Annotated in this window: 11 protein-coding genes; 3 read left to right on the top strand and 8 right to left on the bottom strand. The window is 68.5% G+C overall.

Annotation, left to right across the window (positions count from 1 at the left end):
* Positions 1-38 precede the first annotated feature (38 nt).
* Positions 39-1,442 (bottom strand): hypothetical protein, encoded by a 1,404-nt coding sequence (locus tag BLV39_RS29530; RefSeq protein ID WP_143049929.1) that lies wholly within the window; start codon positions 1,440-1,442, stop codon positions 39-41.
* A gap of 692 nt (positions 1,443-2,134) precedes the next feature.
* Here BLV39_RS29530 and BLV39_RS29525 point away from each other — a divergent pair.
* Together BLV39_RS29525 and BLV39_RS29520 are read left to right on the top strand one after the other, a co-directional pair.
* Positions 2,135-3,463, top strand: coding sequence for a hypothetical protein (locus BLV39_RS29525; protein ID WP_090799919.1), 1,329 nt, complete (start codon positions 2,135-2,137; stop codon positions 3,461-3,463).
* Between the two features lie 121 nt (positions 3,464-3,584).
* Complete coding sequence (locus BLV39_RS29520) at positions 3,585-4,769, top strand: PP2C family protein-serine/threonine phosphatase (protein WP_090799918.1); 1,185 nt, start codon at positions 3,585-3,587, stop codon at positions 4,767-4,769.
* A gap of 709 nt (positions 4,770-5,478) precedes the next feature.
* Here the strand turns inward: BLV39_RS29520 and BLV39_RS29510 are convergent.
* The 7 genes from BLV39_RS29510 to BLV39_RS29485 form a co-directional block, all read right to left on the bottom strand.
* A complete protein-coding gene (locus BLV39_RS29510; protein WP_176985135.1) occupies positions 5,479-8,247 on the bottom strand; it encodes an AfsR/SARP family transcriptional regulator in 2,769 nt (922 codons plus the stop codon).
* A gap of 129 nt (positions 8,248-8,376) precedes the next feature.
* Positions 8,377-8,655, bottom strand: a complete 279-nt coding sequence (locus BLV39_RS43210; RefSeq protein WP_176985134.1) for a BTAD domain-containing putative transcriptional regulator — start codon at positions 8,653-8,655, stop codon at positions 8,377-8,379.
* 11 nt (positions 8,656-8,666) lie between these two features.
* On the bottom strand, positions 8,667-8,816 hold the full coding sequence (locus BLV39_RS45165; protein ID WP_176985133.1) for a BTAD domain-containing putative transcriptional regulator: 150 nt from the start codon (positions 8,814-8,816) through the stop codon (positions 8,667-8,669).
* A 904-nt stretch (positions 8,817-9,720) separates the two neighbouring features.
* Positions 9,721-13,212 carry a DUF8189 domain-containing protein gene (locus BLV39_RS29500; protein WP_090799915.1) on the bottom strand — a complete coding sequence of 1,164 codons (3,492 nt, stop codon included), beginning with the start codon at positions 13,210-13,212 and terminating at the stop codon, positions 9,721-9,723.
* A gap of 33 nt (positions 13,213-13,245) precedes the next feature.
* Entirely contained in the window at positions 13,246-15,444 is a 2,199-nt protein-coding gene (locus BLV39_RS29495; protein ID WP_090799914.1) for a S8 family serine peptidase, read from the bottom strand.
* A gap of 197 nt (positions 15,445-15,641) precedes the next feature.
* Positions 15,642-15,827 carry a hypothetical protein gene (locus BLV39_RS29490; protein ID WP_090799913.1) on the bottom strand — a complete coding sequence of 62 codons (186 nt, stop codon included), beginning with the start codon at positions 15,825-15,827 and terminating at the stop codon, positions 15,642-15,644.
* A 323-nt stretch (positions 15,828-16,150) separates the two neighbouring features.
* Positions 16,151-16,645, bottom strand: coding sequence for a class III lanthionine synthetase LanKC N-terminal domain-containing protein (locus BLV39_RS29485; RefSeq protein WP_143049928.1), 495 nt, complete (start codon positions 16,643-16,645; stop codon positions 16,151-16,153).
* A 1,180-nt stretch (positions 16,646-17,825) separates the two neighbouring features.
* Here BLV39_RS29485 and BLV39_RS29480 point away from each other — a divergent pair.
* Positions 17,826-20,633, top strand: a complete 2,808-nt coding sequence (locus BLV39_RS29480; protein WP_090799911.1) for an ATP-binding protein — start codon at positions 17,826-17,828, stop codon at positions 20,631-20,633.
* The last annotated feature ends 12 nt before the right edge of the window (positions 20,634-20,645 follow it).

Here is a 20,645-nt window from a genome sequence, read left to right as displayed (position 1 = left end):
AGCCTGCCTGATCCGGTTGCGAGACCGCCCGCACCGGGTCAGCGCATGGCCGACCGTAGGTGCGCCGTCCAGCCGGCCTCGAAGTCCGCGTACGAGACCCCGAGCACGTCCCGCGTCGCCGCGGTGACCGGCGCGCCCTGATAGTGCTTGGCGACGAACTGGTAGACCTTCTCCTCCCCGTACTGGTCGGCGAGGTAGCTCATCGCCGAGTGACCCAGCCAGTAGTGGTAGCTCAACCGGTCCTCCATCTTCCAGGAGGCGTTGCCGGGCAGGTCCTGCTGGTAGTCGTAGGAGCGGAGGATCTGCCTGGCCTCGGCGGTGCGATCGCTGGTCGTGAAGGGCTTGCGGCCATGCGCGAGGTACTCGGCGAACCCCTCGACGACCCATTTCTCCGGGCCGTCGAACGCCGTCGCGCCCGGGCCACGCTTCGTCAGCACGTTAACGATGGCGTGCGCCAACTCGTGTCGGAAGATCTCCAGCGTCCGGTCGTCGCCCTGCGCGAAGTGGTACTTGTCAGCCACGTCGATGACCACGCGGCTGGTGGCGATCTCCTGCTCGCCACCGCCGTTTAGCTCCCCGGCCGGGCGCACGGGGATCGCCACACCGGACTCGGTCGGCGTGTCCTTCGTTGTTCGGTACAGCGAGCCGAGCTCCTTCTTCCCCTTCACCAACGAGATCACGAAGCCCTGCGGTACCTTCGCGTCGACTCCGCCGGCGCGCCACGCGGCCAGATTCTCCGTCGCGGCGCGCTCCGCCACACGTGCGTACCGCTTGGCCTGCGCCTTCAGCGACTCGTCCGCGATGACCACTGTGTGCGGGGTCTTCTCGACATGGATGGGGCGGCCTCGGTCCCACGGAGCCGGGTAGTACGTGACCATGTCAGAGTTCTCGTCGACCGGCAGGCCGCCCTTGACCGCGGTGACCCTCAGCGCGGCGTCCGGGCTGGCGCGGGTCACCGTCCACTCGTACAACTCATCGACCGGGGACGGGTCGGCGACATCGAACCGGTGCACGAACGACACCTGCACGTCGAACGTGCCCTCGGTCGAGACGGTGGCGCCAAACTCCTCATACCGCGCCTCGGCCAGGGGTAGCTTGTTGAGGCTGTGGAAGAGGGTCGTCTGCCGCGCGATCAGGTCCTTGTCGGCCGGGTCGAACGGCGCCAGGAATGCCTGGAGGTCCCGCTTCGCCAGGGCCCCGGTGTGCCCCGCCAGCAGGGTCGCGATCTCGTCGGACTCGGCGCCATCGGCGGAGGGGCGGCCGAGGAGGCGCACCACGGCGATCACCGAGCCGGCCAGCGCAAGGACCAGAACGACCCCGACCGCGGTCAACGCGATCCACAGGCCGCGCCGGGACCGGGACGGCGGCGGCGGCACCGGAGCGGGCGCGTGTGCCCAAGGTTGGGCGGGTGGGCTCGGGACGGAGGGGTGGCCCTCGGCCATGACAGATCCTCGCTGATGTCGACGTCGGACCGGCCAGAGTCCACAAGGGACCGAGACCGGACAGGCCGAGTCATTATTCCTTCCGGGGCCGCCAATGTCCGTCCCGGATTCAAAGCGACGCAGCCGAGATGCCGATGGTGACGTAGCTCTCTCGTCCAGGTTTCCGCTGATCCCACTGGACACCCGCACCATGCAGGACCCCGGCCGCCGAACGTCCGGTCAAACGTCCGGTCAAACGTCCTGGACTGCTGCCGGTCTGGACGTTCTCATTGGCGGGTCTTGGACTCGTTCCGGAATTGGTCGCTGCCATGGGGTAGATCGTGAGTCGGGGTCTGGACGCCGTCACGGCTGCGTTTCTTACACGCGCTACCTGAGGGTCATCGGGCGGCGCTGACCATCAGCGGCGCCGCGCCCCACAATGGCGCGGATCCTTTCGGGACAGTCGTGGCGAACGGTCCCACCGATTCGACGTACACAAGCGAGGAAACAGACTCATGACCGAGGGGCACCCCTCCGTTCCCCCGTCCACCCCCGCCGGCCCGCCCCCCGCGGGTCACCCGGCAAGTGGGTCTTACGGGCCGTACGACCCGGCGCACCAGACTGCGCGGCCCGGACCGTACGGGCCGCCCGGGTCGGGCGCCCCGCCGGGGGGCGGGCAGTCGAAGCGCCGGCGGTGGATCATCCTCGGCTCGGTGCTGACGGTCGTCCTGCTCCTCGCCGGCACGGTGTTCGTGGTTCGGGGGCATCTCGCGAACGAGCAGGCCAAGCGGGATGCCGCCTACGCGGCCGCGGAAGAGGCGCTCAACCCCATCAAGATCGACGAGATCGACGCGCTGTTGGCGGGACAGGCCAAGGCGCTCAAGGACCGCGACGAGAAGGCGTTCCTGGCGGCCTACGACCCGGCGGACAAGAAACTGGTGGACCAGCAGGGCGTGCTGTTCCGCAACTTGATGAAAGTGCCGTTCGCCGAGGCCGCGTTCAAGAGACTCGGAGAAGGGTCGGCTTTCAGACCTGTCGGCACCGGAGCCAGCGTCGACCACGTGGTGGCGTTCGTGCACAAGATCGACGGGTACGACCTGCACCCGGTGGACGAGCAGTACGAATGGACGATCGTCCGGACCGAACAGGGCGGCCCCATCAAGGTCACGGCGGTCAAGGGGATCACCAACAACAGGGGAGAATTCACCTACTATCCCGCGCCCTGGGACAAGTGGCGCACCATCCACGTCGAGCGGACCAAGCACACGCTGTTCATCGTGGACGGGTCGTTGAAGGCGCAGGCCAAGCGGTACGCCCCGCAGGCCGAGCGGGCTGCGGTGGCGGACCTCGCCGCGTGGCGGGCCGGCGGAGTTGCCGGCGAGATCCCGCAGGGTTTCGTCATCTCATTGGTGAAGGGCAAGAAGGATCTCGCTTCGCTTTACCGGAGGTCGAAGGAGCCACCGACCGAGGCCGGGAAGTCGTACGGCGTTCGCCGTTTCCAGGACATCAACGCACCGGACGACGACAAGGCCCCTCTGATCGGGGGCAGTCGCGTGGTGATCGACCTGAACACCGGTTTCTTCGATCAGAGTGTGCCCGAAGGGCCCTCGGAGATTTTCCGCCACGAGTTGGCCCACTCGATGGTCGCCGCGCTCACCTACCAGGAGGATGACCTCACCCTCGTTCTGAAGTCGAGCTGGGTGACCGAGGGATTCGCCGAATACCTCGAGAACGAGCAGAAGCCGTGGACAACCAGTCCCCGCACCCCGGCGGCCAAGGAATCCCTGCGCACCGGCTGGTCCTTAGGGCTGAAAGACGAGTTCAACAGAAAGAACGCCGAGAGCACCGATCTCGCGTACTGGTGCGGCCATGCGGCGATCGGTTACATAGCCGAGAAGTACGGGGAGCCGAAGGCCTTCGAGGTGGTCGCGGAGCACTACCGGGGCAAGGAGATCAAGGATGTCCTGCAAGAGGTCCTCGACGTTTCGTACGAGGACTTTTACGCCGCCTGGGAAAAATACGTCAAGGCCAAGATTCGCTGATTCCTGTGGACACGGGTGGCGGTGGTCGCGAGGAGAGTCCGCGCTGGCCACCGCCCCTACGCGGGTGGCTCAGCCGCAACCAGGCCGCGGGGCAGGGTCGGTCCGCGGCTAGGGTAGTGGCGTGCGGGCCTACGAAGCGGTGCGCCGGCTGCTGAACCAGGCCCCGCTGACCGGGCCCGACGAGCTGCCGGCGCTGGTGGCCGGGGTCGCGTCGTTGGTCGACGCCCGCGACATCATCATCTTCCTGGCCGACTACGCGCAGGTGAGCCTGGTGCCGCTGAGCCCGCCGGGCCGGCCGGTCGAGGCAGCGGCGATCGACTCCACCCTCGCCGGCCGCGCGTTCACGACCCTCGAAGCGCAACGCGGGCCAGGGCGGCTTTGGATGCCGCTTCTCGACGGCTGTGAACGGCTCGGTGTGGTCCAGTTCGACAGCGACGCCGAGCTGGACGAGAACGCGGCCCACGAGGTGACCGCGTGCGTGGCCCAGCTGCTGAAGAGCCGGCGGGCCTACGGCGACACCGTCGAGCGGCTGCGCCGCCGCGAGCCGATGCAGGTTGCCGCCGAGATCGTCTGGGGCCTCCTGCCGCCGCTGACATTCGCCGCGAGCGACGTGGTGGTCACAGCGGTGCTCGAGCCCTGCTACGACGTCGGGGGCGATGTGTTCGACTACGCGCTCAACGGCGACGTGCTCAGCGTCGGCCTCTTCGACACCTGTGGCCACGGCATCAAGGCGAGCGCGCTCGCATCCCTGGCGGTAGGCGCCTACCGCAACGCCCGCCGCACGGGTCTTGACCTGGCCGCGACTGCCGTCAGCGTCGACCGGTGGTTCAGCTCCGAGCACCGCGGGCTGTTCGCCACCGCCGTGTTGATCGAGCTCGACCGGCGTGACGGCACACTCCGCATGATCAACGCCGGCCACCCCGGCGCCCAGCTGGTACGAGACGGCAAGGCGATCAAAGAGCTGCCCGGCCCAACCGCGCTGCCGCTGGGTCTGGGGTACTTCTCCGACAAACCGCCGCGGGTGCACGAAGAGATGTTGCATCCCGGCGACCGCGTGCTGGTCTACACCGACGGGGTCACCGACGCCGTCAACCGGGCGGGCGAGCGGTTCAGCCTGGAGCGCCTGCTCGATCTGGTGCAACGGGCCCTCAACGACGAGCTACCCACCCCGGAGACCATGCGACGGCTGGTGCAGGCCGTGCTCACCCACCACGGCGAGCGACTTCAGGACGACGCGACCGCCATCCTTCTCGAATGGCGCCCAGCCCGCGATCCCTGGGCCAGGAGAACGTCGGGATCCGGATAGCCCGCGCCCTCTGTGTTGGATGGCTCTGCCACCGGCCCGCGAACTGCACGACTCGGTCGGTCACGCTCTCCTGCGTGACATGGCCCAACTCCTCATGCGTGACATAACCCAACTCGACCTGGCCATGCTCCTGACCGCCCTCTGGCGTGGTGAGTGTGACGCTGTTGCTCGCCGCTTAGGCCCTACCATCGGCGTGCTGCACATCCTCCGCCGCCGTAGCCTCAGCTCGTGCCCGCTTGCTATCGCGGGCAATGGCGGTCAACCAATGCTGACCGTTGGCTTCCGCCATCGAGGGCCGTTCTGACCACCTTCCCATGGTCGGCCGCGCTAAGAGTGGCTCGGCAAGGGGGACGCGGCTGTCCGGGAGGAACGCGAGGGCGGCCCGCAGAGTGTCTGGTCGAGGATCGCGCCGTGCGCAGGGTTTGAGCCCCACCTCAGACCCACGAAACGCGCGCCGAGGCGCGTTGTATGTAGTTTAGTGCCACGGATTGCTTAGGTAGTCGGTGTTCTGGGCTGTGCGGTATTCGGTGGCCGGGTGGTCGTCTTGTAAGCGATGGGTCGCGGGTTCGAGTCCCGTTGCCGGCTACGTGCGCCGCCGTAGCTCAGCTGGTAGCAGCGCCGCTCCCGTATAACGACGCCGGCGCGGCTGCCCGCCTCGGCCTCGCCGCAATCAACCCGATCCTAGGCGCGGTCCTCTACGAGCGCATCCTCACGCCGGTTCCGGTGCGGACTCCCGGTCGAGCCGGGCGCGTACGTCGTCGGCGTCTGGGTGGTCGATCTGGGTGAGGATGCGCAGGGCCTCGCGCCACGCGAGCCGGGCGGCGTCGGCGTCGCCCGCGTCCTGGTGGGTGTCGCCGAAGTCGGCGAGCGTGACCGCCTGGTTGTACGCGTCCGCAAGCTCGCGGTACAGGTCGACCGCCTGCTGGTAGCAGCGGATGGCCCGCGGGTAGTCGCGCAGCTGGCGGTGGGCGTAGCCGAGGCTGTCCCAGGTCGCCGCCTGGCCGTTCACGTCACCCAGCTCCTGGCCGATGGCGAGTGCCTTCTCGCAGTGGGCGACGGCCTGGTGGTGGTCGCCGAGCAGGCTGTGGAACCAGCCCAGGTCGTTGAGGAACCTGGCCTGGTGGCCGCGATGGCTCGTGGTCTCCACGATGCTCAGCGCCCGGTTCACGTCGCGGAGCGCGTCGGCGGGACGATTTCGACGCTCCGATATCCAGGCCAGGGTCTCCAGCGCGACGGCCGCACCGATCCGGTGGTCCAACTTCCCGAAGAGGTCAAGCGCCTGCTCCAGCTGGGGGTGGGCCTCGTCGAACCGCCCGGCTCGGGCATTACCGATCCCGAGGCCGAAGAGGGCGTGGGCCTGACCGGCACGGTGTCCGAGCCGCCGCGCGGCGGCCAGGGCTGTGCTGTGCGCGTGTGTGTGCTGCTGCCAGAGCCCCTGGCGTAGCAGAAACGTGCTCACGGTCGAGGCGAGCTGCCATGGGTGTTGCTCGAAGCCGATCTCGGCGGCGTGGTCGATGGCGGCGAGGAGCGGCGTGTACTCGGCGGAGAACCAGGAGAGCGCGGCGTGGTGGCTGTTGTGCTGCTGGACGATGACGTGTGGCTGTACCGGCGCCGGGTCGATGGGGACCAGGTGGGGGTCCAGGAGTTGGGCGGCGGGGTGGGCCGAGTGCAGGTAGTGGTCGAGCATCCGATGGACCGCCGGGCGGCGGATGTGGTTGTCGTCGAGTTGGTCGGCCTGCTCCGCCGCGTACGCCCGGAGCAGGTCGTGGAACGTGTACCGCCCCGGCGCGTGCTCGGACAGCAGGTTGACGTCGGTTAGCTCGGTCAGCAGCGTGCGGACCTGCGCCAGCGGCAGACCGGCGAGGCTGGCCGCGGCGTCCGCGGTGATGTACGGCCCGCGGGCCAGCCCCAGCAGGCGGAACAGATGCGCCACATCCGGTCTCAGCGCGCTGTAGGACCACGAGAACACCGCGCGCAGGTCGGCGGTCGCGTCGTCGCGGTCGAAGGGTGCGAGTGCGCCGGCGTCGCGCAGCTCGGCGGCCAGCCCGGACAGTGGGAGGTGGGGGCGCGTCGCGGCGCGGGCGGCGGCGAGGGCCAGCGCGAGGGGCAGCCGGGCGCAACGTTCGATGATCTCGTCGACCGCCGCTGGCTCGGCCGCCACCCGGTCCTTGCCGATCTGGGCCGACATCAGGTCGCGCGCCTGGGCCGGGGTCAGCAGGTCCAGGGTCAGCGGGTGGGCGCCCTCGGTCGCGACCAGCGCGGTGAGCTGCCGGCGGCTGGTCACCACCACCACACATCCACCGGAGCCGGGCAGCAGCGGCCGGATCTGTGCCACATCGCGGGCGTTGTCCAGGACCACCAGGACCCGCTTGCCGGCCAGCAGGCTGCGGTAGAGGCTAGCCTGGTCGTCCAGGGTCGCCGGGATCCGGTGGGCCGGCACGTTGAGCGCGTCCAGAAACGAGCGCAACGCGGCCGCCGGGTCCAGGACCGAACCGCCCGCGTCGAACCCGCGTAGGTTGACGTAGAGCTGCCCGTCGGGGAACTGTGCGGCGACGCGGTGTGCCCAATGCAGCGCGAGCGCGGTCTTGCCGATCCCGGCGGTCCCCGACAGCGCCGAGATGACCACCGCCGCTGGCTGCGCCTGCTCGGTATCGGTCAGGGTCGCGTCCAGGCGGGCGAGCTCCGGCTCCCGGCCGACGAACGTGCGCACCGCGAGCGGGAGCTGCGACGGCACGGTCGCTTTCGACGCCGACCGGGACCCGGCCACGGCCTGTCCCGGCGGATCGAGAGTCGGGTCGTGCCGCAGCATGTTGGTCTGTAGGTCCCGCAGTGCCGCGCTCGGCTCGATCCCCAGGTCCTCGCGCAGCGCCCGCCGCAGCACCTGGTACGCCTCGAGCGCGTCGGCCTGCCGACCGGCCCGATACAGGGCCAGCATCAGCTGCGCGTGCACGTTCTCGTGGTAGGGCTGCTCGGCGGTGAGGCGCGCAAGCTCCGGCACCAGCTCGGCGTGCTCGCCCAGCACCAAGCGGGCCTCGATCAGCGCGTACCGGGCCTCCTCCTCCAGCAGGGTGAGGCGCCGCGACTGCTCCTCCATCCACCGCAGGCCGGCCACGTCCACCAATGCCGGACCCCGCCACAGCGCCAGAGCGGCCCTGAGTCGTGCGGTGTTCGCTATCCAGTCCTCTGATTGCTGTGCCTGCCGTACCAGGCGCTCGGCCACCGCGGCGTCCGTCGCCTCGGAGCCGAGCTCCAGAACATAGCCGGGTGAACGGGCCACGATGGTGTCCCGCGCACCGAAGACGTGACGTAGGTATGACATGTGACGCTGGAGCGTGTTCAGCGCCGTGGCCGGTGGATGCTCGTCCCAGATGGCGTGCACCAGCCGGTCGACGCTCACGATCGTGCCGGCGTGCAGTGCCAGGACGGCGAGTACCCCCTTGCGGCGCAGGCCGGGGACTGGCCGGGCGACACCGTCCACAGTCACATCAACCGGGCCAAGAAGTCTAACCTGCACGGAAACCCCCAAAGATACCGATCCCCTTTACGGCCACACATCGAACTACGCGACGCGTGGCAGATCGGTTTTCGTTGTCCGGACTTCCGTGCGTTACAAAAATACGACACACAGCGGCGGGAACCAGCCGACTCTGAGCTGCGTCAAAGGTGCTTCATCCGGCCGATCGGCGCCGACCCCCGCTCCGGCTGGCCTGGACTGGCGTCCCGTCCCGAAACCCGTCAGCGCGGCATCCCGGCGCAGGATGCGCCGGTGCCACCCGTCCAGCTCAACGCCCAGGTCGGTGCCCAAGTGGTCGACGAGCCGCTGCCGCGCCTGCGCGAAGGAGTCGAGCGCCGCCCCGACGTGGCCGGTGCGGTAGAGCGCCAGCATGAGGCGGGAGATCACCTCCTGTGCAGCGGGTCCTCGGCGGCGAGTTCGGCCAGGTCGGACACCACGTCGCCGTGCCCGCCCAGACGCATCCGGGCGTCGCAGTGGGCGAGCCGGGCGGCGACCCGCTTCCGTTCGAGCGTGAACCGGATGTCCCCGCCCACCGGCCATCCGTGCCGGTGAGCGCCGGACCGCGCCGCAGGCTGAGCGCCTCGTGCGGCAAAGACACCTGCACCGTGGTGTCGCCCGCGTCGCCGCAGCCGCGAGCCTGGCTGGTGAGCGAGCGGAACCGGTGCAGGTCGACGGATTGCGATCTCCCGTCTCTACCTGGTTACCCGTGGTGACCTGCCGCCAGCGATGCAAGCTTGCCGGGCGACACATGCGGCTCTCGATTTCGCCGTGGCCCATGCTGACGTCGTCGATGACTGGCATAAAACTTCCAACACCTTGGTGCTGCTTGCCGTCCGACGAGCTGTCCCTTGGCCTGTTGTGCTGTGACGCGGCCTCTGTCGGCCTCCGCGTGGTCGCCTTCCACGAGCCTGACCTGGGCGGTGCGCTGACTGCCACCTGGTCGGAGGGAGGTGAGAACATGACCCCGTCTACCGACGCCCGATCGCAGCTGGTCGAGCTGGCGGCCGAGCGGGACGGCCTGCGGGCCCAGCTCGATGGTGACCTGACCGCGGTGCGGCGTTAGCTACAGCGCAAGGTCTGGCGGCAGGCCGCCGCCCTCGACGCGCTGAATCGGCGGGCTGTATCGCAGCGGTTGTTGCCCACTCTCGACGAGCTCGGCCGTTCGCTGACCGCGCACGAGAACCAGGCCGCAGGGGCCCGGATCGCGAATGCCCAACTGCGGGAACGGATCGACGATCCGGGTCCCGCCTGAGCATCACGGGGTGGGCGGCAGGCGGCGCCACACGCCGCATCCAGGCCCAGGTGTCCGAAGGCCGGACAGCCTCCTCCAATGCGGCCATTAGCGGTTTCGGCTCCCGCCTGGGGCACGACTCGTCGTCGGTGTGGTGCCGCGGCGGTCAGGTCTCGCTGACAAACCTGACCGCCGCGGCAATAACCCTAGGGACGCAGGTGGGGGTTGCCCAGCGACTTGTAGTTGCTCCAGCCGCCGGTTGGCTTCTGCCAACGGTGCCAGCCGGTGCCGTACTGGGTGACCGAGAACAGCTCTATCCGCCCATCGGCGTTGGTTTCCGCGGCGACCGAGCGAGCGTTCTTGCCCATGAGTGCCCATCCGGACCAGGTGGCGGATCCGGGGGATGTTTGCCATCGCTGCCAGAGTTCGGTCTTGTCATTGGTGCCGAATATCTCCAGCCGTCCGTCGCTGTTGCGGGCAACGGCGATCGAGGTGAGCGCGTGTGGCATCAGGGTCCAATCCGACCACGCCTCGGAGCCTGGTGCGACCTGCCAGAGGTGGTGGAGTTGTTTGCCGTTGTTGAGGACGAACAGCTCGATACGACCGTCGGCGTTGGTTTCCGCGGCCACGGTCCGGCCCTTGTGATAGACCGTGCTGCCGATCCGGACCCAGTCCGACCAGGTGCCAGAGCCGGCCGACGTCTCTCGCCGTGTCCAGACCCCGGCCTTAGTCGAAGTGGAGTGTGTCGTGGCGGCGAACAGCTGAAGCCGGCCGTCCGCGTTACGTGCCACGGCTACGGACGTGACCCGTCCGTCTTCCGGTGTTGCCATCGGCGTCCACGACTGTGTGTTGCTGGTGGGATCGTGGTGTTGGACATTGAACAGCTTCCCGCTGACATCGGCGGCGAACAGTGCGACGGTCCCGTCGGCGTTGGCCTGCGACGCCACCGTCCGTTGGTTGCTCCCGCCGGGTGTCCATGGCGCCACGGTTTCGGATCCCGTGCTCACCTGACGCGTGTGCCAGACGCCTTCAGCCTGGTCGACGCCGAAGACGCGCATCCGGCCGTCGTGACCGACGGAGGCCGCGATGGAAGTGCCGGGGTGCGCCGGATAGGCGTCCGCCTCGCACACACAGTTGGCCACGGTGTTGAAGTGCCCGTCACCTTGGGAGAAGCTGACGGGCACTCTGGTGAAGGCGTGGGGCTGCGCGATGTCGCCGCGGCCGTCACCGTCGAAGTCGCCCCCGAGGAACCCCGCTTTCTCCTTGGCCGCCACCAGCATGATCCCGCTGTTCGACGGAGTCCAGCCGGTTTGGATGAACGTCCCGTCGCCCTGGGATAGCGCCACCGGGACGTTGGCCCAGCTCTGTATCCCGCCCAGCGCGATGTCGGCGCGGCCGTCCTTGTTGAAGTCGCCGACGGCGACCTTCGTCTTGATGCCGTTTTGTCCCGGCTGTTGGGCCAGGGAGGCGAAGCCCGGCAGGTTCGCGTTGCTGACGCTGAAGGTGCCGTTGCCGTTGGAGAACGCCACGGGTTGCGTGTGCCAGCCGTACCCGCCGGTCAGAACGATGTCGTCGTAGCCGTCGCCGTCGAAGTCCTCAGCGGCCACGGTGATGTTGTTTTTGCCGGTCGGGTTCGCCCGGTCCTCGGACCAGTAGGCGAAGGGTTGGGGGAACTCGATCCAGCTGTCGGTGAACTTGCCGTTGCCGGTGGAGGTGAGCAGCGCGCCGTCGTACACGTGCCAGTCGCCCGGGGCGTTGCAGGGGTGCGGGCAGGGGCTGACGTCCGGCTGGTGGAGCATGACGATGTCGTCTTTCTCGTCACCGTTGAAGTTGCCCGCGACAAACCTTGACCGTTCGTCGATGGCCTTCCTGAAGAAGTGATCGCCCGGGCTTTGGTCGTTCGGCACGAAACCTACGTCGCTCGGGGTCACACCGTCCACGGCGTAGAACACACTGTCGTCGTTGCCGTTGGTGCTGGCGGTCATCACGGCGCCTTGGTCGCACTGGGCCGTGCAGCCGGACCGCCCGATGGCTGCGACGTCGTCCGTGCCGTCGCCGTTGAAGTCGCCGGTGATAAGGTGCTTCGCGCAGTTGATCGTGGCGGCGAACGGAGGGCTTCCCCGGGCAATCTTGAACCCGCCTTGGCCCCTGGTCGTCGCCACGACGTTCTGGCCGTTGAACTCGTCACCTTGGTTGCAGGCCGGCGCGTCGTCGGTCAGGGCGAAGTCGGTCATGCCGTCGCCATCGAAGTCGCCGCTGACCGACCGGCCCAGCTCCGCCTCCGCCGGGCCCCATTCCGGCTCTTCGGGCTCTTCGGGCTCCTCCGGTTCAGGCTCGGCGTTTCCGCCGTACGGCCAGTGCACCAACCGGTTGCTCGTTCCGTTGGTGTTGGTCACCACCGGCTTCGCCTCGTTGAGGATCGCGCCCTCGATCTGTTGCACGGTGAACGTCGGATGCCGGTGAATCTGCATGGCAACGACGCCTGCAACGTATCCAGCGCCCGCTGTCCTGAGGTCATCCTGGCTGAGGACGATGGTTGCCGAATTGCTGGTGTGCAACGCGGCTTTGGTGCCCAACTGCGGGCTGAGGAGGGTGGTGCACGGGCCCCAGCCGCTGTTGGTGATGCGGCTGTCATTACTTCCGGTGTATCCGACCACGAGCGGCAAGCCCGCGCGCTGCGGCGAGAGATCGCAGTTGTTTTGAGTAGCCAATGGCCCAGTGGTTCCGAAGTTCACCCCGGCTACCACCGTGTGAACGCCGGCGGCCCGCAGATTGCGCGTCGCGTTGTCCAGCGTCGGGCTGGCCGAGGTCCGGAAACCGGTGAATGCGACGGCGGGCTTCACGTTGTGAATATTGGCCCGCACCTCGATCCAGCTGTAGCCGTCGAGTATCTGCGCCAGGGTGGTGCGACCCTCGCAGTCGATGACACGCACAGAGCGCAGGCGTACGGAGTCTTGTAGCCCTTTGGCCACACCAAGTGTGCGGCCTGCGGCCAGGCTCGCGGCCGCCGTTCCGATGCCATAGCAATCCTGGGTACCCCTCCCGTCGAACACGTTGGTCATCCCAGTATCGACCTTGCCGGACAACTCGTTGTGCGTGCTGTTGATGCCCGAGTCCATGACGTAGATGGTGATGTTCGCCGAAGGGTTGACCACCTCGAAGTGGTATTCGTTGTCCAGCGGCAAGGCCGGCTGGTCGATCCGGTCCAGACCCCAGGAGGGGGCCGGGGCGTCCACGTCGAAGCCCGCGGTGGCGGACGCGTTACCCGTCTTGTACACGGGCTCCGCCGCCCTAGGCGGCGCACCACGAGCCGCAGCCGCCGCCGATATGAGCCGGTCGGCCTCGACGTGCGCGACGGCCGGGTCAGCCCGGACCTGCTCGAGCTGGCTTGCCGTCAACGTCGCGACGTAGGCGTTGGCAACGCGGTCGTACGGTGCGTCGATGGAGACGCCAATGTCGCGGGCGTGATCGAGTGCCTCAGTCAAAGACTGCCTGGCGCTGTCGGTGCCTGGATCGCCTTTGAGCACCACGACGTAGTGGTCTTTCACCAGGGTCGCGCCTGGCGGTGAGATCAACGGGGCGAGGCCATCGCTCCTTGTCGGCGGGACTTCGGGCGCCGCGATGGCTAGGCCGCTGGGGAAAGTCGCCAACAACCCGGCTGCCGCTATCGCAATGGTCGTGCGGGCAAAACGGTTCACGGTGTACTCGACTCCTTTCGATGACTGCTGCCGCTAGGGCCGCAGGGGTGCGCCGGGGATCTGAGACCACTTCGTCCAGTTGTTGCCGTCGGCATCCACCTGCGCAACGTGGAAGATCTGACCGGCGGCGTTCACACCGAACACCTCGACGAGGCCGTTGGCGTTGACGTCGGCTGCCAGGGATCGCACCGAGCCATCGAGCAGCGACCAGGTCCACCAGCTGTTGCAGGCGAAGCTCTCCTGACAGCCCTTGTTTTGCTCGGTCCTGAAGACCTGCCCCTTGTCGTCAGTCGCGGCGAGGAACACCCTGCCGTCGGGGTAGCGGGCGACGGCCATCGAGCGGACCTTCGCCCCACCGGGCAGCCCGGGTACCTGCGCGGTCATGAAGCCGCCGCCCTTCAGGGTCTCCCAGCCGGTCAGGAGCCGCCCGTCCGTCGTCGTCACGAAGACCTGGGGCAGTCCGGTGGCGTTTTGCTCCGCGGCGATGGACCGTACGGCGGCGCCCGCCCCGAAGGCACCGAACGGTTGCCAAGCCGACCAGTTCGTGATGGAGGATGTTGTCTGCGTGCGGCGCCACACCTGTCCCAGAGTGTTGGCACCCCACATCTCCAGCAGGTCGCCACGGCTGGAGAGGGCGGCAGCGGTGAGCCGACCGTCGAGCGTGGCCGGGCTTTCCGTCCAGTTGTTGAAGTTCGGCGCCAGCTGCTCCGCGATGACGATCTCCTCACCGTCGTTCAGGGGAGGTGACGTACTTCCGGTTCGGGTAAGCGCGACGGTGGTGACCTTGGCGTTGCCCACGGCCCGCTGCGCGGCGACCGAGTAGTAGTTTCGGCTGACGTTCAGCGACGTCGCGTCAGTGAAAGCGGTGGTGCCGGGTGTGATCTGGGTACGAGAGATCCAGCGTCCGTCCGCGGTCGCCGCGACCAGTTGGAGCCGCCCGTCCGCGTTGGGCGCCACTGCTATCGAGGATCCTCCCCGGACCGGCGGGCCATCGTTGTAGAGCAGCTTGTTCGGGTCGCTGGGCGTGAGATTGGTCAGCACGTTCTTGGTGGACATCCGGGCCACCAACTCGGCGGTGATATCCGCTGGTGTCTGCTGCGCCCACTGGGCGCTGCGCGCCATGATGAGCGCGACGGCCCCGGTGACATGTGGTGCCGCCATCGAGGTGCCATTCAATGAAAGCACCGCCGTGTCGCTGGCGGACCCTGCGGAAACGATCGATTCACCGGGGGCGTAGATGTCCACGCATGCCCCCCAGTTGGAACTCCCTGAGCGCGAGTCGTTGCTTTCGGTGCCGCCGACGACGATCGCGTTTGGAATGCCGGCAAGGCCGCGTTTACAGGCGTCGTTGTTGAAGTTTCCGGCAGCGAACACCACCGGAATGCCGGCCTGGATCGCGGAGTTGACCGTTGAGTCGAGCGTCGGCCATGAGCAGGACTGCCCCGACGGCAGCTTGCATTCGATGCTCATGTTGATGACCGCCGGCCTCGGCGCGTGCTGCACGACATAGTCGATGCCGGCCGCGATCTTCGAGATCAGCGTGTTCGGGCCACAATCCAGGACCCTTACACCGACCACCGTCGCCTTCTTCGCCACGCCGTATTTCGTGCCGGCGATGGTCCCCGCGACATGCGTGCCATGGTTGCCGCAGTCATCCGAGATCGGGTCCATGCCGACGAAGTCCCAACCCCAGCGGGCGCGTGCGCCGGAGTCGAACTCTGTGTGGGTGATCCGAAGCCCGGTGTCCAGGACGTATACGGTCACACCCTCGCCCGCGTTGGGATAGCTGTAGGCGCCGTTGAGGGGCCGCTTGCGGTGGTCGATGCGGTCGAGGCCCCACGAGCCTGGGCTCTCCTGCGTGTCGTTGGCGGGTCCCACCCACTGGTCCTGTTCCACATACTCCACCGCGGGATCGGCGGCGAGGCGCTGTGCGTCCTCCGCCGCCATCCGCACGGAGAAGCCCTGCAACGCGAACTTGAAGATGTGGTCGACTTCCCCGTCGTACGTGGTAGCTAGGCCGTGCGCGACCTCATCGAGGCTCTCGGATCGCACGGAGCTGGTGTCCACCAGCTTGACCATGTAGTGGTCGGGAACCGCGGCGGGCGAGTCGGCGTTGATGATGGTCGTTCTGGCGCCATCGCGGCTTGGCTGAGCGTGCGCCTGGTTGGCGACTAACAGCAGGGCGATCGTCGGAACGACCACCACTAAGCGTTTCCGGACAGCAAGAGGCATCAAAACTCCCAATAGAGATCCATTCCTGCCCGAAACCTAGAACTGGCCACTGAAGCGGTGCTGAAAGGCGTGGCCTAGCTGAGCAGTAGGAGAGAGGGCCACGGCGTGGGGCTGTGGTGGCTGTAGTCGTACAGGGCGAGTGCCACGCCGGAAGCCCCGTACAGAAGGTCGGCACCATCGACCCGGACGCCCATGATTTAGTGTGGAAAGCCGAAGCGTGAGCCCGGTTCGTGGGCCTGGAGCGTCGCGGTCGCGGCCGCCTCGACGAGTGCGCGGAGCCGAGCATCCGAAGCGGACTCCGTCACGGACAGGGCGGTCCGCAGGACACCGGCGTAGCCGGAGCAGAGGACCGTCCCTTTGACGTTCCAGCGGTCGGGCGACACGCCGGCCAGCGCCCCAGCCGCTGGACGCCGGCGTCGACCAGCGTGCTGTCGGAGAGTGCGAGTCCGGTCAGGTGCAGTGCGCGCGGGCCTGCTTGATCACGACCTCCGTACCGGTGGACTCGTCGACCGCGCGGAAGACACCGCCCTTGTTGGCGTGCCGGATCGCACCGGTCGCGCGAAACCCGCCCGTCCAGCAACACCGATTGCGGCGCGGCGTCCGCCGTTACCGCGGAATCCGGGAACGGCGAAGGTGCCAACGCCGGCGGCGAGAACCATGCCTGGCGTTCGTCCTTCACGGCGCTGCCGTCCGGGCCAACCATCCGCTACTCGAACAACCCGTCGTCGGTGAACGCCCGCTCGCTGAGGAACTCTCCATAGCGGTAGTGGACCAGGCTCCCTGGCCGAAGCTGCCGGTCCGACAGAATCCTCGGCCCGGCCATCTCGTCGGTCGCCCGATGCAGCTCCTCGGCGACCACCCGGAAGTGCTCGTCGTCGGTCGGGTACCCGGTGACGAACTTCCCACTGCCGCCGCGGTCGTACCAGCCGTCGACCAGTTCGATGACCCGGCGGATGGCCGTGGCGAACTTGAATGAGCACTCCCGCTCGATCGGTACCTCGGTCGCCCGCGCGAGTACCAGCGGCGCCGACAGCGGGGTCGCGCGCAGGTGCAGCTTCCAACCATGCTTGCGGGACACGCCGGCCGGCGATGTCACATGGCACCAGGCATCCGTGGGCCGCACCGACCACCGCGTACCGCTGGACCGTCCCAACACCGCGCGTGCGATGTCCAACAACAGCAGCGAGTCGCTCTCCGTCACGCTGACAACCATGGCCGGCTCGCTGAAACGGCCCTGAAACGTGGTCCCTTGTCGGGTTCGCGACACCGCCCGGATCGTGCCGGCGATTCGGTGGGCAGCCGACCCGGAAACGGGCCCTGTCCTGCGCATTCAACCTCGTGCCATTGGGCGTCAAGCCACCTGCTCCAGGGTGAACGGACCGGCGTCAGCGCGGGGATGCGATCCTGACATCCCGTGGCCGGTGCAACAGCTGGACGCGTAGCGGAGCGCTATTTATGACGCCTACGAGTTGCTGCCGCTCTATCTCACTGCGGAAGCCACCAGCCCGCCGGTGGGCGTCGCCCCCGACGACAACACGGCGGGACGCAGGATCGGGCAACTGGGGTGGCTTGGCCGGAACGGCGGCCACGAGGTGGCTGCCCTGGGCGCGTGCTCGTGCGGCCAGGGCTGTGTGGTGCGCCAGCGAGGTCGCACACTCCGCGTTATGCCAGATGCCGGCATCTGGTCGCAGCGCGAGGTCACCGCCGAGTCGCTGCAGACGCTCCCCGCCTCGGGTGCGCTGGCCGCTGATCCGGCGCTCGAGGAGTCGGCCCGGCGGGAGTACCGGCTGCCGGAGCGCACGACGCCGTGGCCCGATCCGGCCAAGATGGTCGCCCGCCGCCGGCGCGCCCACCGCGAAGGACACGGTCGAGGACGAGCCCGCCGACGGCGAGAACGCTGTGCGCAGGTTCGAGCCTCACCTCAAACTCGCGAAACGCGTGCCGAAGCGCATCCAGGTCCTGTTCACCGAGCGCGCGACTTGCAACCGGGTGCGGTTCTGAAGACAGTCAGCGGACAACGAGCTGTCGTTGACAGAGCGCTCACCTGTTCAGCCGCCTGATGAAGAATTCCAGAAGTAAGCCTCACACCGTTCTGTCGGCGGAAGCGTTCAACGACGGCCACGACGCGGTTTCACGATGACCGAGTCCCGTGACGGGCTCGCCCGCCGCGTCTACATCGAGGACCCTCTGGCGACGGCACCCCAACGACGGCGGAGGAGGCGTGCGGCTGGAGCTGAGGATTGGGATGCGGGATGGGTGAGGCCGGAGGACCGCACTGATTGCTACCGCGCGGCGCGGGCGATGACGTCGTAGCCGGTGGAGTAGAGCTCAGCCCACCGCTGCTCTCCGTCGCGACGCCGCTCAAGGTACACAATGGGGAGATGCACGCGCCTCTGGATGGCCGCCTCAATGACGGGGGTGGCTCCGACCGAGACAGCGCCGGCCCGGTGATTGTCGGCCGGGAGGCGGAGGTGGCGGCGATCGTGGCGACGCTGGACATCGCCGACCGGCCGCCCAGGGCAATCGTGTTGCAGGGCGAGGCGGGGATCGGCAAGACGACTCTGTGGCTCGCCGGGATCTCTGTGGCGGTCGCGCGTGGCTACCGGGTGCTGTCCTGCCGTCCTTCAGCGGCCGAGGCGCGGTTCTCGTACGTCGGGTTGGCCGACCTGCTTGGTCAGGTCGCGGGCGACGTCCTGTCGGCCCTGCCGCCCATTCAGCGGCGGGCGATCGACGCCGTGTTGCTGGTCGGGGAGTCCGATCTGCGCGCGGAGGAGCGGGCCGTGGCATTGGCTTTCTTGGGAGTGCTTCGCCAGCTCGCCACGGATGCACCGGTCTGCTTGGCGATCGACGACGTTCAGTGGCTGGATGGCGCCTCGCTCGCTGCGGTCAGCTATGCGCTCGACCGCCTCGATCGGGAGCCGATCGCCGTGCTGTTCGCGGCCCGCGGCATCGCGCCGGAGTGGGTGCGCCGCGTCCGCCCGGACGATCGGCGAACCATTGAGATGACCGGCCTAAGTATTGGCGAGTTGCGTCAGGTGCTCCGCCGCCGTCTCGACGCGACATACCCTCGACCGCTGCTGCTGCGGCTGTGGGAGACATCGGGCGGCAACCCGTTCTTTGCCCTTGAGTTAGCCACCGCCCTGGCCCGTCGTGGCGGGACGGTAGCGCCGGGCGAAGATCTACCGATCCCGTCGGACCTAAACGAACTACTGCAGACCCGGCTGCGCGGTCTGGGTCCAGCCGCCCGCGGGGTCGCCCGCGCTGTCGCGGCCCTGGCCGACCCAACGATCGACCTGGTCGATGCGGCCCTGGGTCGCTCCGGTGATGCTGGTCTGGCCGAGGCGGTGGCGGCCGGAGTCCTCGAGATCGGCGGTGACCGGCTCCGGTTCACCCATCCGCTGCTCGGTCGCGCAGTCGCGGCCGGTCAGGCCCCATCACGCCGGCGCTCCCTGCACGCGCGGCTCGCCACACTCGTCCCTTCCGCCGAGGAGAAGGCCCGCCACCTGGCCCTGGCCACTGATGGACCGGACGAGGGCGTGGCGGCGGTGCTCGAGGCGGCGGCCGAGGCGGCGCAGGTGCGCGGCGCACCGAGCGCCGCCGGCGAACTCGCCGAGCAGGCGCTCCGACTCACCGTGGCCAACTCCGGCGCCGAAGTGCGGCGGCGGCTATTGCTGGCGGCTGACATGCACCGTCGCGCCGGGGACATCTTCCGCGCGACCGAGCTGTTGACTACTGCCCTCGCCGGCGCGGCGGCGGGCAACGACCGAGCCGCGGTGCTGCTGCACCTGGCCGACACCAAGGCGGCACCGGCGTCGATCCCGCTCTACGAGCAGGCGCTCGCCGAGACGGTTGGGTCCGCCGCCACCGACGACCGGCTGCAGGCGACCATCCACCTCCGCCTGGCCAAGGCGATGAACTGGGGCGCCGGTTGGCAGCAGCGGATGTATCACGACGAACTGTCCAGCCGCGCGGCGTCGCGAGTTGACGACGCGGCCCTATACGCGCACGCACTGGCCGGCCGTTGTGTGACCCGCTTCTACGCGGGGTACGGCCTCGATGTCGCCGCGATGGACGAAGCCGTGGCGCTGGAACGGACGTTGCCCTCGTGGCCGCTGCCGGATGGACCGACCTACCAGTACGGCTTGCAGCTGTTCTGGTCGGCCGACACGCAGCGCGGACGAGACATCCTCGATGACATGGTGCGCGGGGCCGAGGCCCGCAACGATCCGCTCACCGCGGCGTGGGCGCGATGGTTCCTCGGTTTTCTCGAATGGCGGGCCGGCCGCTGGGAACGGGCCGACCGGCTTGTAGCTGACGCTTTGGACGTAATGGCCCAGTTCGAGGAACTCGCGCCACCAGCCGAGTTTCCGGCGTCCGTGATCGCGGCGCATCGCGGCCAGGTGGACGCGGCCCGCGACCGGTCGGTGGCGGCGATCGGCCGGGGCGAGGCCGCCGGCATCCGCATCGCCGAGTCCGGTCATAGCTGGGTGCTCGGCTTCCTCGAGCTCTCGCTCGGCCAGCCTGGCCTGGCCGTGCCCCATCTGCAGCGATCGTACGAGATCCGTAACGACTTCATGCTCGAGCCCGCCCAGCGACTCGAGCTCGGTGACCTGCTCGAGGCGCTCATCGCGGTCGGCAAGCTCGACGCGGCCGAGGGCATCATCGACGTGTGGCGGCCGCGGGCCGCGGCCGTCGACCGCGCCTGGATGCTGGCGATTCTTCACCGCGGCCACGGGCTGCTGCAAGCGGCTCGGGGCGACGTCGACAGCGCGTTCACCGACTTCGAAGGCGCGCTGGCCGAGCACGCTCGCAGCCCGGATCCCTTTCACCGCGCTCGTACCCTGCTCGCCCTTGGCCGGACCCACCGCCGAGCCGGGCACGCGACGGCCGCCCGCTCCACTCTGGATGACGCCTTGGTTGGATTCGTACGGCTCGGGTCGCCCCTGTGGGCCGATCAGACCCGGGCCGAGTTGGCGCGCATCGGTGGGCGCGGACCCAGCTCGACCGAGCTCACGGAGGCCGAGCGGCGGATCGCCGCACTCGTCGCGGAAGGCCACTCCAACCGCGAGGTCGCGGCGGCCCTGTTCCTGACCGTGCACACGGTCGAGACCGCGCTGACCCGGATCTATCGCAAGCTCGGCATCCGCTCTCGGGCCCGGCTGGCTGCCTCCACACGGGCAAACACCTGAGGTTTCCAGGTT

This window comes from Asanoa ishikariensis (assembly GCF_900107455.1).
Lineage (GTDB): Bacteria > Actinomycetota > Actinomycetes > Mycobacteriales > Micromonosporaceae > Asanoa > Asanoa ishikariensis.
Note: the sequence above shows the minus strand (reverse complement) of the source record. Positions and strands in the feature narration are given on the sequence as shown.